A 15,801-nucleotide genomic window follows, 5' to 3' on the forward strand; every position below is an offset into this window, starting at 1 on the left:
AAGTGGTGTCGGCCGGCTGTGCCGCACGTCCGAAGTCCATCCGTGCCGTAGCGTCAGGGACTGACGTGCCGTGGCCGGCACGGGTGCCCCGTGCCGGCCACGTCGGTGGTGGTGCGATTCAGCTGGCGTACGCCTCCAGTTCCCAGAGCGAGTGACCCCACGCGGTACCCCGCGCGGTGCCGTAGATCCGGAGGTAGCGGCCATTGGCGCCGAGCGCGGTGTGCTCATCCACCCCGCCGTCGGCCCCGGTCACCGTCTTCACGTCGACCCAGGTGGTGCCGTCGTTCGAGGTCTGGATGCGGTACGAACTGCTGTACGCCGCCTCCCAGCTCAGCTTGACCCGGCCGATCGCGGTCGGGCTGCCGAGGTCGACCCGGATCCACTGCGGATCGGAGAACGCCGACGACCAGCGGGTGGTGAGGCTGCCGTCCACCGCCTGGGCACCGGACATGCCGGCCCCCTCGTTGCTGGACGTCAGCGTCGGTTTGTTCAGCAGCAGGTTGGTGCCCGGCTGCGGCCCGCTGGTGCCGCCGTACACCTCGAATTCGAACAGGGAGTAGCCCCAGCCGGTGCCCCGGGTGGTTCCGGTGAGCCGGACGTACCGGCCGGAACCGGTAAGCCCGGTGAGGTCGTCCACGCCACCGTCGCCGCCGGTCACGGTGCGGATGGTGGTGAAGTTGACCCCGTCCGGCGAGGTCTGGATCTGGTACCCGCTGCCGTACGCCGCCTCCCAGGTCAGCTTGACCCGGTTGATGTCGTAGCTGGCACCGAGGTCCACGTCGATCCACTGCGGGTCGCTGAACTCGCTGGACCAACGGGTGCCGGGCGCACCGTCGAAGGCGTTCCCGGCGACGAAGGCGTCCTGCACGGTCGAGGCGCGGGCCGGCTTGCCCTGGGCCAGGTTGGCGCCCGGTTCCGGGTCGGGGCCGGGTCCGCCGCCGGGGCTGGTCGAGAGGGTGAACTCGTCGATGTCGAAGTACGGTCCGGTGCCCTTGAAGACCAGGAAGAGGGCGCGGGTACCGGTCGGGGCGGTGATTGCGCCGGTGACCGTGGCGAACGTGGCGTACCCGCCGGTCGGCGCCACCGTGGCCTGACCGACGAGCGGTCCGGTGGGGGAGTCGACCCGCAGTTCGATGGTGCCTCCGCCGTCAGCCGGGGCACCGACCCGGGCGCTGAACGACTGGATGCCGGTCAGGTTGTACGGGTGGAACGAGATCCAGTCGTTGTTGTCGACGTACCCGATCGCCGCGCCGCCGTGCGCGCTGCCCGGGGTGACGACCTGGATGCCGGACGAGTCGCCGAAGTGCTCCGCCTGGCGCACCCGGGGCTGAAGGACGGCCTGGGTGTGCGTGGTGAGCGGCGGCTGACCGGCGCCACCGAGGTCGGTGTACTCGGCGTCGATGATGCCGAAGATGTTCGCCGCGGTGTCGTGCTCGCCGTCGACCGAGGTCTGGATGACCCCGGAGCAGCCCTGCACGCTGCTGATCTGGTGGCCGTGTGAGTCGTGGCCGAGGACGTAGTTCACCTTCACCCGGGCGCAGTCGATCGGGCCGTCCTGGGCGTCGGTGACCGTGACGCTGAACGGTACGGCGTCCCCGAAGTTGAACGTGGACCCGTTCAACGGCGTGTTCACGGTGACCACCGGGGCGCTGTTGCCGACCGTGATGACGGTGCTCGCGGTACCGACCTTGCCGGTGCTGTCCCGTACGGTCAGGGTCGGCGTGAAGGTGCCGTTGGTGGTGTAGGTGAACGTCGGGTTCGCCGCGGTCGAGTCGGTGGTGCCGTTGCGGTCGAAGTCCCAGGCGTAGGTGAACGGGTCGCCGTCCGGGTCGAGCGTGCCGGCCGACGAGAACTGCACGGTCAGCGGTGCGACGCCGCTGGTCGGGGTGGCCGAGACGACCGCCCGTGGGGCTCTGCCCTCGCGGGCGTACTCGATCCGGTAGAGCGCCGAGTTGGCGTCGCCGTTGAACCAGCCGGTGCCGTAGTCGAGCACGTAGAGCGCGCCGTCCGGGCCGAACTCCAGGTCCATGACCTGGGTGCCGGTCCACGGGAACGGGTTGATCTTCAGCGGCTGGCCGGCCGCGTCGAGCTTGATGTTCTTGATCCAGCGGCGGCCGAACTCGCCGGCGAAGTACGTCCCGTCGTAGTACTCGGGAAATGCCACGTCGGAGGTGCTGTCCGGGTCGAACCGGTACACCGGGCCGCCCATCGGGGACAGACCGCCACCGGTGAACTCCGGCGGGGAGCCGGAACCGCCGTACGGCAGCCAGGCCGGGACGGCCGGCGGCAACTGGGTGAGACCGGTGTTGTTCGGCGAGTTGTTCACCGGCCCGTTGGCGCAGTCGAACTTCGGGCCGGACGGGCCGGACGGGAAGGTGTAGTCGTTGTACGCGTCGTTGCGGGCGGTGCAGTACGGCCAGCCGTAGAAGCCGGGCTTGTCGATCCGGGCGAACTCCACGTTGCCCGCCGGGCCCCGGTTCGGGTCGGCGGTGCCCGCGTCCGGGCCGTAGTCGCCCAGGTAGACGACGCCGGTCTCCTTGTCCACGCTCATCCGGAACGGGTTGCGGAAGCCCATCGCGTAGATCTCCGGGCGGGTCCGTGCGGTGCCCGGCACGAACATGTTCCCGGCCGGGATGGTGTACCCGCCGGCCGCGCTGGGCCTGATCCGCAGCACCTTGCCGCGCAGGTCGTTCGTGTTGCCCGAGGTGCGCTGGGCGTCGAAGGCCGGGTTGCGGCCGGCTCGCTCGTCGATCGGGGTGAACCCGCTCGACTCGAACGGGTTGGTGTCGTCGCCGGTGGACAGGTACAGGTTGCCGGCCGCGTCGAAGTCCATGTCACCGCCGACGTGGCAGCACATACCCCGGCTGGTCGGCACGTCCAGGATCAACGTCTCGCTGGCCAGGTTGATGGTGTTGTCCGCGTTGGCGGTGAACCGGGACAGCCGGTTCACGCCGTCCCACTGGGCGAAGTCCGCTGGCGTACCGGTGGTCGGCGCTCCGCCGCCGGGGGTGTCGAGCGGTGGCGCGTAGAACACGTACACCCAGCGGTTGGTGGCGAAGTTCGGGTCGACCTTGATGCCCTGCAGGCCCTCCTCGTCGCCGGTGTAGACCGGCAACGTGGCGGCGACCTTGGTGTTGCCGGCCGCGTCGGTGTGCCGGATGACTCCGTTGCGGGAGGTGTGGAACACGCCCCGGTCCGGCAGCACGGTGAGGCTCATCGGCTCGCCCGTCTCGGCCGCGCCCTTTGCCAGCTCGACCTGCTGGAAATTGCTGGTCACGGTACCGCCACAGTCGGCCTCGGCCGCGCCGGCCGCACTCATGATGCCGCCGAGCAGGTGGGTACGGAAGTTCGGCTCGGCGTACGACTCGTCGGTGTGCCCGAGGCCGGTGTACCAGGCCCGGCCGCCGGAGTAGTTGTGGCACCAGGAGATCGGGTGGTCGTACCCGTTGCCGCCGCCGCTGTAGGTGCTCTCGTCCAGGGTGGCGAGCACGTGCACGCTGCCCCGGGGGTTGGTGCGGTAGTTGTACCACTCGTCCAGTCGGGTCCACCGCTGCGGCAGCGAGGCGGTGGACGGGTGCACCTGGTCGGCGACCTTGATGGTCGCGGTCTGGTTGGCCGGATGCGAGGCGAAGTACGCCCCGACCAGCCCGCCGTACCACTGCCACTCGTACTCGGTGTCGGCGGCGGCGTGCACGCCCACGTACCCGCCACCGCCCTCGATGTACCGCTCGAACGCGGCCTGCTGGCTGGCGTTGAGTACGTCACCGGTGGTGGACAGCCAGATCACCGCGGCGAACCGGTCCAGGTTCGCGTCGGTGAACTGGGCCGCGTCCTCGGTGGTCTCGACGGTGAACCCGTTCGCCGCGCCGAGCTGCTGGATGGCGGCGATGCCGGGGACGATGGATCCGTGCCGGAATCCGGCGGTCTTGCTGAACACCAGCACGGTGAACGGTGCGGCGCTGGCCGCGGGTGGCACGGCGACGATGCCGCCTGCCACGAGTATCGCGCTCAGTACGGCGCCGAGCCACGATCTCAGAGATCTGCGCACGGTGGGTCCTTTCGAGGACGGCGTGCGCCGATCACGCCTGGCGGTGTGGAGGTGGTGGTGCCGAGCATCCTCGTGGCCCGCTCAACGCGCCGTCGCCGGTGCGAGCGTGAGGCATCTGCATACATCGTTGCCGCTGTGTCACTGGCGCGTCAAGCACTCCAGCCCGATTCGTGAGAGCGTTATCTCGGCAGGTCAGGGCTGACTGGCAAATCTCTTCCGAGGAGCCCGCTCAGGGGAGGGTGAAGTTCAGCCGGGTGACCTGGTCGGCGGTAACGGTCGCGGTCTGTGGGGCGGTGTTCCGCTCGCCGGTGTGCACCACGATCTCGTAGCGGCCCGGCGGGAGTCGCCACTCGTACCGGCCGGTGTCGCCGGTCAGCACGCCGATCTCGGGGATCGCCGGAGCCGGCTCGTCGAGGGCGGTGACCCGCACGGAAGCCTGGCGTACGGGTTCGCCGTCGGTGGCGGTGACGGTGCCGGTCACGACTCCGGTCGGGTTGGTGCGACCGGGTGGGGCGGGTGGCCCGTCGTCGGAGACGGGGTCGTCGCCGCCGACGGCCAGCAGGCTCGCCCCGATCAGCAACGGCGCGGCGATCAGGAGTGCCAGCACCCCGAGGCGGGTCCTGCTCATGCCTGCTCCCTCGGTTCGTGATGACGGACAGTAGCTGGGACGTGTCCGAGGTGGTGACGGTTCCGGGCGGGTGGGCGGGCTGGTCGCCCGCCCACCCGCATGGACAACTCGGGTCAGCTGTTACGCCAGGTGATCAGATTGTTGAAGACGCTCTCCGTGATGCGGGTGCCGTGGTTGTTCGTGGAGTGGGGCGAGGAGCCGTGCAGGCCGTACGCGTGGATCGCCATCACGCACTGTCCGACGCAGTATGAGCTGCCGGCGGCCCGGGTCTGGTAGACCGGGCTGCCGCTCTGGCAGCCGAAGGTGTCGTTCTGGTAGAACACCTGCCGGGCGTGGGTGACCGCGACGGTCTGCCCGGCGTGCCGCCACTGCTGGCCGAAGGTCTTGTCACACGGGTAACCGCTGACGGTGGTCGCCGTGCCGGTCAGCGAAGCGCTCTGCCACCACATGCCGAACCAGCCGGTGCTGTTGCCGGCGGCGCAGCTCAGTCGGATGGCTCCGTAGTCGTACGTCTCGTCGCCGCTCTGGGTCCAGCCGGTGACCGACAGCAGTTGGGTGGCGGTGCAGGTGCCGTACGGCGTCGATGTGCCGTTGCGGCCCGGGATGATCTGGAAGTCTCCGCGCGGGTAGAAGTTGTTGCCGCCGCCGCCGTTCTGGCCGCCGCCCGGGTGCACGCAGTGCCCGGCGGTGGCGACGATGCTCGGGCCGTACAGCCAGCCGGTGCAGCCCCAGGTGCTGCCGTTCGTGGTGCGGACGATCTGCACGATGGCGCTGGACGGGAAGACGGTGGTCGGGTCGACCCGGACCCGGTTGTCGGCGCCGATGACGCTCTGGATGCCGATCGAGTCGCCGTCGGCGGCGGCGGGACGAGCGCCGACGTCGAAGCGACTGCCGCCCGGTCCGGCCTTGCCGGTGCCGACCGATCCGGAGGTGCCGGAGCCCCGTACGCCATCGAGGCCACGCTGCACGGTGGGCAGCGCGACGGCGGCGGGCACCGCGCCCGAGTCGGCGACCGCGCCGTGGACCCCGGTGCGGTCGGCGACGGTCGGAGCGCCGGCGGTCGGCGCGGCGGTGGCTGGTGCGGCGGCGAGTGCCGCCGCCAGGACGGTGGTGATCCCGATCGCGAGGATGATCCCCGGTCGGGTTCTGGTGAACGGTACGGACGTCACGAGAGCCCCTCCTCATCGAAGCTGAACGCTTCCGAGGGGCAAGCTATATCGACCAGGTTGATCCACACTCGTATGTGTCTGTCCGTCGACAGCGCTACGGTTAGTTTCGGACAGATCGCTTAGCGTGTCGGCGGGTGTGCCACGCCGACCGGTCGCTCGACGGGTCAGATCGACTGACCGGCGACGACCGACAGGAGTCGGAGTCTGTCGTGGCTGTCGGTGCCCGGGACGGCGGTGAAGACCTGCAACAGCTGCGACTGGTCGGGGTCGACGAGCACCTGGCAGTGCAGTTCGAGCAGCCCCACCTCCGGGTGCTGGATGCGCTTGGGCGCGCAAAGACCTCCGGCCACGGGATGCTCGCGCCACAGTTCGGCGAACTCGGGGCTGCGGTCCAGCAGGGCGTGCACGATCTCTCCGGCACGGGAGTCACGACCGTCCCGGGTGTACGCGCGGTGCAGGTCGGCGGCGATGGTGCGGCTCTGCGCGGAATGATCCTGTTCGGGGTGGATGCGTCGGCTGTCCGGATCGGTGAACCAGCGGTAGTGCAGGCTGCGAGCCAGGCCGGTGTGCCGGGTCCCGTCGCCGAGCAGTGCGCTGGCCAGCCGGGTCTGCGTCAGTGTCTCACCGAGATCGCTCACCACCTGGGCGGCGACGTCGCCCAGACCGTCGAAGACGCGCATCATGCCGGGGTTGACGTGGTCGTTGCGCCGGATCCGCTGCGGCGGCGGGTATCCACCGAGCCGGAACAGGTGATCCCGTTCGGCCACGGACAGCCGAATTCCTCGGGCGATCGAGGCGAGCATCTGCTCCGACGGACGTGGCCCGCGCTGCTGCTCGATCCGGCTGTAGTAGTCGGCCGACATATCGCTGAGCGCGGCCACCTCCTCGCGGCGAAGCCCGCCGGTGCGCCGCCGCCGGTGCCCGCGGGGCAGCCCGACGTCCTCGGGCTGGAGCGCCTCGCGGCGGCTCCGCAGGAACTCGGCGAGTCGCGCGCGGTCCATGACGGCTCCTTCCGCTTGCCCCTACCGGGCTGGCCCGGCCACCCCGCCAACTGCGCAACAACCGCAGGTCCGGGTCTGTTTCCCAGGCTGGCACGAGGCGGTGCAGGCCAGCCAGGTGTTGGTTGTCCGGGGATCCGCCCGGCGGGCAGCCAGGGATCGGCTGTGCCTGGTTGGTGCCCGCGCGACCAGCCAAGACTCGGATCCATGACAACCAACACCCCGACACCGGTCGGACACTGGATCAGCGGCGAGGTGGTCCCCGCCGGATCCGTCCAGACCATCACCGTCAGCAATCCCGCGACCGGGGAGGCCGTCGCCGAGCTGCCTGCCGGCACCGCCGCCGATGTCGACCGGGCCGTCGCCGCCGCGCGGGCCGCCTTCCCCGGCTGGGCCGCCACCCCGCCCGGTGAGCGGGCCGCCGTGCTGCGGCGCATCGGCGCGGGCCTGCGCGAGCGCAGCGAGGAGATCGCCACGGCGATCACCGCCGAGATGGGCTCGCCGCTGAGCATGTCCCGGACCGCCCAGGTCGGTTTCCCGATCGCGGTCGCCGATTCGTTCGCCACGTTGGCCGAGGACTTCGCGTGGACCGAGGAGGTCGGCAATTCCCTGATCGTTCGCGAGCCGGTCGGCGTGGTGGGTGCGATCACGCCGTGGAACTTCCCGTTGCAACAGATCGTGTCGAAGCTGGCACCCGCCCTGATCGCGGGCGACACGATGGTGTTCAAGCCGTCGGAGGTGGCGCCGCTGACCGCGCGGATCCTCGCCGAGGTGACCGCCGGGGCAGGCCTGCCGGCCGGCGTGTTCAACGTGGTCTACGGCACGGGCGACGTCGTGGGTGAGGCGATCTCGGCGCACCCGGACATCGACATGATCTCCTTCACCGGCTCCACCAGGGCCGGGCGGCGGATTTCGGCTGTCGCCGCCGAGACCGTCAAGCGGGTCGCGGTCGAACTCGGTGGCAAGGGCGCCCTCGTGATCCTCGACGACGCCGACCTGCCCCGGGCGGTGCAGACCGGCGTGATGATGGCGTTCGCCAACGGCGGCCAGGTCTGCGGCGCGTGGCCGCGGATGCTGGTGCCGGTCTCGCGCCAGGATGAGGTCGTACGCCTGGCGGTGGCCGCCGCCGCCCAATACCAGGTCGGCGACCCGCAGGACGAGGCCACCCGGATCGGCCCGATGGCGTACGAGGCCCACCGGCGCAAGGTGAACAGCTACATCGAACGCGGTGTCGCCGACGGGGCGAAGCTGGTGTTCGGTGGCCCCGGCCGGCCCGACGGGCTGGAGCACGGCGCCTACGTGCGGCCGACCATTTTCGCCGGGGTGGATCCGAACTCCGCCATCGCCCAGGAGGAGATCTTCGGCCCGGTCCTGACCATCATCGGGTACGCCGACGAGGACGAGGCCGTGGCGATCGCCAACGGCACGTTGTACGGCCTCACCGCCGGTGTCTTCGGCGAGCCCGAGCACGCACTCGCCGTCGCCCGTCGACTGCGGGCCGGTCAGGTCGACGTCAACGGTGGCCAGTGGAACCCGTACGCCCCGTTCGGCGGCTACAAACAGTCCGGCAACGGTCGCGAGTTCGGCCGGGCCGGTCTGGAGGAGTTCCTGGAGACCAAGTCGATCCAGCGCTGACCGGGACCCGTCGTGGTCGGGAAGGAACGCTGCTCCTCCCCGGCCACGGCACGGTGACCAAGCCGCTCAGGCGGCGACGGCCTGCTCCGAGTACGCCCAGAGGCGCTCCGCCGCCGCCGGGTCGAGCGCGTGCGGGGCGACCCCCGCCTCGGCCTCCGCCGGCACCGCGGCCACCTCGGCCTCCTGGTTGTCCTCGAAGTACCGCCCGGTCACACCCTCGATGAGAGGCGAGGCGGCCAGCAGGACCGAGGTTGAGGCGCCCTGCTCGGGCGTCTTGTAGTAGTCCAACGGAACCCGGTTGCCGGCCTCGTCCAGCACCCCGAAGGACCGCATCGTCTCGTCGTCGAGATGCCGCTGAAGGTTGGTGAGGATGTAGCCGGGATTGGCGGCGTTGGCGATGATGCCCTGGTCCGCCCAGCGGTTGGCGATCCCGACGGCGAACAGCACCGTCGCGGTCTTCGACTGGCCGTACGCCGACCAACGGTCGTACGGACGTTCGCCGAAGTGCGGATCGGTGAAGTCGAAGGGCGCCCGCAGGTGCGCGCCCGAGCTGACCAGGACGACGCGCGCCGAACCGGCGGCGCGGAGGTTGTCGTGCAGGCCGGTGACGAGCGCGAAGTGTCCGAGGTGGTTGGTGGCCAGTTGCGCCTCCCAGCCCTGCGCGGTCAGCTCACGGTTCGGCACTGCCATGATCCCGGCGTTGGCGACGACGCCATCCACCGGGCCCTGCCAGTCCGCCACGAAGGCGGCTACCGAGGTCAGGTCGGACAGGTCGAGCTGGGCGGCGCGGGCCGTGCCCGGCAGGGGCGACATCTCCGCGACCAGGTCGGCCGCGGCGGCCGGTCTGCGGATGGCGACGGTGACCTCGGCACCGGCGCCGACCAGTGCGCGGACGGTCTCGGTGCCGAGGCCGGAGGCGCCGCCGGTGACGATGATCCGGCGGCCGGTGAGGTCGACGCCCGCCAGCACCTCCGCAGCCGTCGTCCGCGGCCCGAACGGGGTGACGACCCGGGCACGGGTCTTCGTGTTGTCGTCCATGAGGGCAACGTTAAGGCTCGTGCATCGGACGTACTATGGTTTTCAGTCCAGTTCTCTTTAGTGTGAGTCCAGGAGGTGGCCGTGGACCCGCTGCACGACGTGCTGAGCCTGGTCGGTGCCACCGGCCAGGTCTCGGCCAGTATGGCGGCGGGCGGCAGTTGGGCGGTCGAGTTCGAGGCACCGGTGGGCATCAAGTTCAACGCGGTCCGCCGGGGGCGCTGCTGGCTGCGCGTGGACGGTTGCGCCGAGGCGCTGCCGCTGGCGGCCGGCGACTGCTACCTGCTGACCCGCGCCCGGTCGTACACCCTCTTCAGTGACCCCGAGGCGGTCCCGGTGCCGGCGGGACCGGTCTTCCTGGCGGCGACGGGCGGGGTGGCCCGCGTCGGGGCGGGCGACGACTTCGCGGCCATCGGCGGCGCGTTCCACTTCGGCGACCGGGCCCGCACCCTGCTGCTCGACGCCCTGCCCCCGGTGGTCCACGTGCCCGGGGCCACCGCCGAGGCCGCCACCCTGCACTGGGCGATCGACCAGGTCGACGCGGAACTGCGCCAGCAACGTCCCGCCGCCGGCCTCGTCGCCGAGCATCTCGCGCTGATCATGCTGATCCAGATGCTCCGTCATCACCTCGCCGCCGACGCCCGAACGACGACCGGCTGGCTGGCCGGTCTCGGTGACCCGGTGGTCGCCCTGGCGCTGCGGGAGATGCACCAGCGGCCGGCGCACCCGTGGACGGTGGCGGAGTTGGCCCGGGCCGCCTCGGTTTCCCGTTCGACCCTGGCCGCACGCTTCCGGACGGTGGTCGGCCGGGCTCCGCTGGAGTACCTCACCGGCTGGCGGGTGGAACTCGCCGCCGACCGGCTCCGCCGGACCGACGACACCCTGGCCCGCATCGCGCAACTGGTCGGCTACGGCTCCGAGAGCGCCCTCAGCGTCGCCTTCAAACGCATCACCGGCCACACCCCGCGCGCCTACCGCCGCCGCTGACCCCCGCGATCTTGCACTTTCCGTCGGGACAGATACCCCTTTTTCCGGCATCTCGGCGACCGAAAGTGCAAGATCGCGTGGGGGGGGGTGGGGGTGGGGGTGGGGGTCGGGTCAGCAGACGCGGGCGGGGGTGGGGACGGCGTCGGGGCCGTCGTGTTCGACTGTGGAGAGGTTGGTGAGGGTGGTGGCGGCGATGTTGTGCAGGCCGTCCTCGGTGAAGAACGCCTGGTGGCCGGTGATCAGCACGTTGGGGAAGGTGGTGAGGCGGGCGAAGTCGTCGTCGCCGAGGACCCGTTCGGAGCGGTCCTCGAAGAACAGGTCGCTCTCCTCCTCGTACACGTCGAGGCCGAGGTAGCCGATCCGGCCGCTCTTGAGCCCGGCGATCACGGCCCTCGTGTCCACGAGCGCCCCCCGGCCAGTATTGATCAGCATGACGCCCTCGCGGAACAGGGCGATGCGTTCGGCGTCGATCAGGTGCCGGGTGTCGGAGGTGAGCGGACAGTGCAGGGTGATGATGTGCGACTCGGCGAGCAACCGCTCCAGCGGGACGTACTCCACCCCGGCGGCGACTGCCGCGTCGTTCGGGTACGGGTCGCTGGCCAGCACCCGGCAACCGAAACCCGCCATGATCTGGGCGACGCAGACACCGATCCGCCCGGTGCCGACGATGCCGACCGTACGGCCGTGCAGGTCGAAGCCGAGCAGGCCGGCGAGGGCGAAGTTGTGTTCGCGTACCCGGTTGTAGGCTCGGTGGATCTTGCGATTCAGGGCGAGGATCAGGCCGGCGGTGTGCTCGGCCACCGCGTGCGGCGAGTACTCCGGCACCCGCACCACGGTCAGGCCCAGCTCGCGGGCGGCGACCACGTCGACGTTGTTGAAGCCGGCCGAGCGCAACGCCACCACCCGGACGCCGGCGTCGGCGAGCTGATGGAGCACCTCGCTACACAGGTCGTCGTTGACGAAGGCGCAGACCGCGTCCGCCTCCTCGGCCAGCCGGGCGGTCTGCGTGGTGAGCCGCGGCTCCAGGAAGGTCAGCTCATGACCGGCCGTGGCGTTCGCCTCAGCGAGGAACGTCCGGTCGTACGGCTTGGTGCTGAACACTGCCACCCGCACGGATCGCCTCCACCCTCACGTCAACTGTGCGTCGATCTCGGCCAGTTCCTCGGCGGTCAGGTCGAGGTTGTCCACGGCGGCGATGTTCGCCTCGAGCTGCGACACGCTGCTGGCACCGATTATCAGGCTGGTCATCCGGGGATCGCGCAGTGCCCAGGCGAGCGCGAGCTGCGCGAGGGACTGGCCCCGGCGCTGCGCGACGGCGGCCAGCACACGGATGGTGGCCAGCCGCTGCTCGCTCACGTCGCTCTCGTCGAGGAAGACGCTGGTGCGGACCCGGGAGTCGGCCGGGATGCCGTCGAGGTAGCGGTCGGTGAGCAGACCCTGGGCCAACGGGCTGTAGGCGATGCAGCCGGCACCCACCCGCTCCAGCGTGTCGAGCAGCCCGTCCTGCTCGGTCCACCGGTTGAACATCGAGTACGCCGGCTGATTGATCAGTAGCGGGGTGCCCAGGTCGCGCAGGATCGCCGCGGCCCGCTCGGTCTGCTCCGAGGTGTAGTTGGAGATGCCGACGTAGAGGGCCTTGCCGGAGCGGACGGCGGCGTCGAGAGCGCCCATGGTCTCCTCCAGCGGGGTGTCCGGGTCGTACCGGTGGCTGTAGAAGATGTCGACGTAGTCCAGACCGAGCCGGCGCAGCGACTGGTCGAGTGAGGCGATGAGGTTCTTGCGGGAACCCCACTCACCGTACGGGCCCGGCCACATCAGATAGCCGGCCTTGCTGGAGACGACCAACTCGTCGCGGTACGGCTTGAGGTCCGTGGCGAGCATCCGGCCGAAGTTCTCCTCGGCGGAACCGGGCGGCGGCCCGTAGTTGTTGGCCAGGTCGAAATGGGTGACGCCGAGGTCGAAGGCGCGCCGGACGATGTCCCGCTGACGGTCGAACGGGCGGTCCGGCCCGAAGTTGTGCCACAGGCCGAGCGAGATCGCGGGCAGCCGAAGCCCGCTGGCTCCGCTGCGCCGGTAGGTCATCTGGTCGTAGCGCGTGTCGGCGGCGAGATAAGTCACGATCATGACCATATCCCGAGGTCGGACAGGCACCGCCTCGACGTCGTCCGAGGGTGCCGAAAGCTTGGCGCCGGACGGATCGCCGGGGGCCGGGGATGGGTGGCGGGACGCTGTCGAGCTGACAGCGCGAACGACTCGCGCGCTCCGCCGCTCGGGGCGCCGGACCGGAAGGCCGAGCGGGGCTGAGCGCATGAACCGCGACGGGTAGCGTCGACCCATGCGTTACGTGCGGCTCGACACTGCGAAGCCTCTGTCCAGGATCGGTCTCGGTACCTGGCAGTTCGGTTCGCGGGAGTGGGGGTACGGTCCCGACTACGAACGGCTGGCGGCGACCATCGTCCGGCGCGCCGTCGAGCTGGGCGTGACCTTTTTCGACACCGCCGAGATCTACGGGTTCGGTCGCAGCGAACGGCTCCTCGGCGCGGCACTGGCCGCCGACCGGGACAAGGTGGCCATCGCCACCAAGATCTTGCCGGTACTGCCGGTCGCGTCGGTGGTGCAGCAGCGGGCGGTGGCCTCGGCGGCTCGGCTCGGTGTCACCGGTATCGATCTCTACCAGGTGCACAAGCCCAACCCGGCGGTCAGCGACCACCGGACCATGCGCGGGATGCGCGCGTTGCAGGACGTCGGCCTGGTCGCCGAGGTCGGGGTGAGTAGCTACAGCCTGCGTCGCTGGCAGGTGGCGGAGGCGGCACTGGGTCGGCGGGTGCTCAGCAACCAGGTCCGCTACAGCATGCTGGACCGCAAGCCGGAGGAGGACCTGCTCGGGTACGCCGAACAGGCCGGCCGGCTGGTCATCGCGTACAGCCCGCTCGCGCAGGGCTTCCTCTCCGGGCGGTACGACGCGAACCATCCGCCGGTCGGCGCGATCCGCCGGGCCAACCCGTACTTCCTGCCGGAGAACCTGGAACGTGGCAGCGCGTTGATCGAGACGCTGCGTCAGGTGGCCGCCGCGCACGACGCGACGCCGAGCCAGATCGCCCTGGCGTACGTGCTGCGTCACCCGAACGTGGTGGCCATCCCGGGCGCGTCAAGCGTGGAGCAACTGGAGCGCAACGCCGCCGCTGCCGAGATCGACCTGACCGAGGACGAGTACGCCGCACTTGTCAACGCGGCCCGGGCGTTCCGCCCGGTCACCGGGCTCGCGGCCGTACCGAGGCTGATCAGGTCCCGAACGCGCGGTTGACCAGGCTGTCACGGCAGGTCGCGGGCGTAGCAGACGGAGAGCGGCTCGCCCCGGTACGGCCCGAAGTTGTCGATGCGCCGGTAGCCCTCCCGCTCGTAGAAGCGCATCGCGTCGGGCTGGGCGGTGCCGGTCTCCAGCAGCAGGGTGTGTACCCCGGCGTCGCGGGCGGCCGTTTCCAGGGCGCGCAGGATGGCGGTCGCCACCCCGGTGCCCCGGGCCGGCGGGCTGACGTACATCCGTTTGATCTCGGCGGAACCGGCGGCGAGGAAGCGCAGGCCGCCGCAGCCCACGGCGGTGCCGTCGGGGTCGCGGGCGATCAGGAAGATGCTCACCGTCTCGGCCGTGGGTGCCGCGCCCGGCTCGTGGTCGTCGCAGCCGTAGCGGGCGTCGAGTTCGGCCCGCTGGGCGGCGCGTAACAGGCTGGCGTCGGTCGACTCCCAGGGTTCGCGATCGATGGAGACCACCACGGTCCTTCCTCCTCACCGGCAGAGTTCATGATCATGCCAGGCTGGTGGGGGTCGATGGGGCGGGTGCGCGCTAGCGTGGGCGGGGTGAGTGAGTCTTCGCCTGTTTCGCCGCTCCCCCCGGCCGACCTGCCCGCCACGCTCGGCGCGCTGCGCGCCGCCGGGCACCGCTACCGCACCGTCAAGCAGGAACTCCGCGACAACCTGCGGGCCCGGATGCGCGACGGCGCGCCGCGGTTCGTCGGCATCGTCGGGTACGACGACACCGTGCTGCCGGAGGTGGAGCGGGCGCTGCTCGCCGGGCACGACATGGTGCTGCTCGGCGAGCGGGGCCAGGGCAAGACCAGGCTGATCCGGTCGCTGGTCACGCTGCTTGACGAGTGGACGCCGGTGATCGCCGGTTCGGTGCTCAACGAGCACCCGCTGCACCCGGTCACCCCGGCGTCGCGGGCGCTTGTCGCCGAGGCCGGCGACGATCTGCCGGTCGGCTGGCTGCACCGCTCGATGCGCTACGGGGAGAAGCTGGCCACCCCGGACACCAGCGTCGGTGACCTGATCGGTGACGTGGACCCGATCCGGCTGGCCCAGGGGCGTACGCTCGGCGACCCCGAGACGATTCACTTCGGGCTGGTGCCGCGTACCAACCGGGGCATCTTCGCGGTCAACGAGCTGCCCGACCTGGCCGAGCGGATCCAGGTGGCGCTGCTGAACGTGCTTGAGGAACGGGACATCCAGGTACGCGGCTACCAGCTGCGGCTGCCGCTGGACCTGCTCCTGGTGGCCAGCGCCAACCCGGAGGACTACACCAACCGGGGTCGGATCATCACCCCGCTCAAGGACCGCTTCGGCGCGGAGATCCGCACCCACTACCCGACCGACCTGGAGTTGGAGCTGGCGCTGATCCGGCAGGAGGCCGACCTGGTCGCCGAGGTGCCGGAGCACGTGCTGGAGGTGCTGGCCCGGTTCGCCCGGGCGGTACGCGACTCGCCGTCGGTGGACCCGCGTTCCGGTGTCTCCGCCCGGTTCGCCATCGCCGCGGCGGAGACCGTCGCCGCCGCCGCGCTGCGCCGGGCGTGTCTGCTGGGCGCCGAGACGGATCTGCCGTCGGCCGAGGCGGTGGCGCGGGTGGGTGACGCGGTGTCGGTGACGTCGACGCTGCGCGGCAAGGTGGAGTTCGAGAGCGGCGAGGAGGGCCGGGAGATCGAGCTGCTCGGCCACCTGCTGCGGACCGCCACCGCCGAGACTTTCCGGGCCCGGCTGGCCGGGCTGGACCTGTCCGGCTTCACCGCGCTGGTCGAGGAGGGGCAGGCGGTCGAGACCGGGGAGCTGGTGTCGGCGGCTGACCTGCTGCGTCAGGTGGGCACGGTACCGGGGCTGGCCAAGGTGCTCGACCGGCTCGGCATCGGCGACGCGCCGAGCACCGGGCAGGCCGCGGCGGCCGTCGAGTTCGTGCTCGAAGGGCTGTATCTGAGCCGCCGGCTGGGCAAGGACGTCACCGACGCCGGGCGGACCCGCTACGGCGGTCGGGACTGA

At 70.9% G+C, this 15,801-nt stretch carries 12 protein-coding genes; 4 read left to right on the forward strand and 8 right to left on the reverse strand.

Features of this window, described 5'->3' with window-relative positions:
- Nucleotides 1-118: 118 nt before the first annotated feature.
- From KBX00_RS17120 to KBX00_RS17135, 4 genes are all read right to left on the reverse strand, one after another.
- On the reverse strand, nt 119-4,048 hold the full coding sequence (locus tag KBX00_RS17120) for a ThuA domain-containing protein (RefSeq protein ID WP_210828147.1): 3,930 nt from the start codon (nt 4,046-4,048) through the stop codon (nt 119-121).
- Between the two features lie 229 nt (nt 4,049-4,277).
- A complete protein-coding gene (locus KBX00_RS17125) occupies nt 4,278-4,676 on the reverse strand; it encodes a carboxypeptidase-like regulatory domain-containing protein (RefSeq protein ID WP_210828149.1) in 399 nt (132 codons plus the stop codon).
- A 113-nt stretch (nt 4,677-4,789) separates the two neighbouring features.
- Nucleotides 4,790-5,845, reverse strand: coding sequence for a trypsin-like serine protease (locus KBX00_RS17130; RefSeq protein WP_210828150.1), 1,056 nt, complete (start codon nt 5,843-5,845; stop codon nt 4,790-4,792).
- A gap of 164 nt (nt 5,846-6,009) precedes the next feature.
- The gene (locus KBX00_RS17135; RefSeq protein WP_210828151.1) at nt 6,010-6,846 is read right to left on the reverse strand and encodes a helix-turn-helix transcriptional regulator; all 837 of its coding nucleotides are present in this window, start codon (nt 6,844-6,846) and stop codon (nt 6,010-6,012) included.
- 204 nt (nt 6,847-7,050) lie between these two features.
- On the opposite strand from KBX00_RS17135, the gene KBX00_RS17140 reads away from it, so the two are divergent.
- The gene (locus KBX00_RS17140; RefSeq protein ID WP_210828152.1) at nt 7,051-8,478 is read left to right on the forward strand and encodes an aldehyde dehydrogenase family protein; all 1,428 of its coding nucleotides are present in this window, start codon (nt 7,051-7,053) and stop codon (nt 8,476-8,478) included.
- A gap of 66 nt (nt 8,479-8,544) precedes the next feature.
- On the opposite strand, the gene KBX00_RS17145 is transcribed toward KBX00_RS17140, so the two are convergent.
- Nucleotides 8,545-9,516 carry an SDR family NAD(P)-dependent oxidoreductase gene (locus KBX00_RS17145; RefSeq protein ID WP_210828155.1) on the reverse strand — a complete coding sequence of 324 codons (972 nt, stop codon included), beginning with the start codon at nt 9,514-9,516 and terminating at the stop codon, nt 8,545-8,547.
- Between the two features lie 81 nt (nt 9,517-9,597).
- On the opposite strand from KBX00_RS17145, the gene KBX00_RS17150 reads away from it, so the two are divergent.
- On the forward strand, nt 9,598-10,500 hold the full coding sequence (locus tag KBX00_RS17150; protein WP_210828156.1) for an AraC family transcriptional regulator: 903 nt from the start codon (nt 9,598-9,600) through the stop codon (nt 10,498-10,500).
- Between the two features lie 111 nt (nt 10,501-10,611).
- Here KBX00_RS17150 and KBX00_RS17155 read toward each other — a convergent pair whose 3' ends face one another.
- Both KBX00_RS17155 and mgrA read right to left on the reverse strand, forming a co-directional pair.
- Nucleotides 10,612-11,613, reverse strand: a complete 1,002-nt coding sequence (locus KBX00_RS17155; RefSeq protein ID WP_210828161.1) for a 2-hydroxyacid dehydrogenase — start codon at nt 11,611-11,613, stop codon at nt 10,612-10,614.
- A 15-nt stretch (nt 11,614-11,628) separates the two neighbouring features.
- On the reverse strand, nt 11,629-12,624 hold the full coding sequence (gene mgrA / locus KBX00_RS17160) for an L-glyceraldehyde 3-phosphate reductase (protein WP_210828163.1): 996 nt from the start codon (nt 12,622-12,624) through the stop codon (nt 11,629-11,631).
- Between the two features lie 211 nt (nt 12,625-12,835).
- Between mgrA and KBX00_RS17165 the strand changes: the two genes are divergently transcribed.
- Nucleotides 12,836-13,804: an aldo/keto reductase gene (locus KBX00_RS17165; protein ID WP_210828165.1), complete on the forward strand. Its 969-nt coding sequence runs from the start codon at nt 12,836-12,838 to the stop codon at nt 13,802-13,804.
- 8 nt (nt 13,805-13,812) lie between these two features.
- On the opposite strand, the gene KBX00_RS17170 is transcribed toward KBX00_RS17165, so the two are convergent.
- On the reverse strand, nt 13,813-14,271 hold the full coding sequence (locus KBX00_RS17170; RefSeq protein ID WP_374225311.1) for a GNAT family N-acetyltransferase: 459 nt from the start codon (nt 14,269-14,271) through the stop codon (nt 13,813-13,815).
- 84 nt (nt 14,272-14,355) lie between these two features.
- Here KBX00_RS17170 and KBX00_RS17175 point away from each other — a divergent pair, with 84 nt between their 5' ends.
- A complete protein-coding gene (locus KBX00_RS17175) occupies nt 14,356-15,801 on the forward strand; it encodes a magnesium chelatase (RefSeq protein ID WP_374225312.1) in 1,446 nt (481 codons plus the stop codon).

The sequence above is a fragment of the Micromonospora sp. C95 genome (genome assembly GCF_018070465.1).
Classification (GTDB): domain Bacteria; phylum Actinomycetota; class Actinomycetes; order Mycobacteriales; family Micromonosporaceae; genus Micromonospora.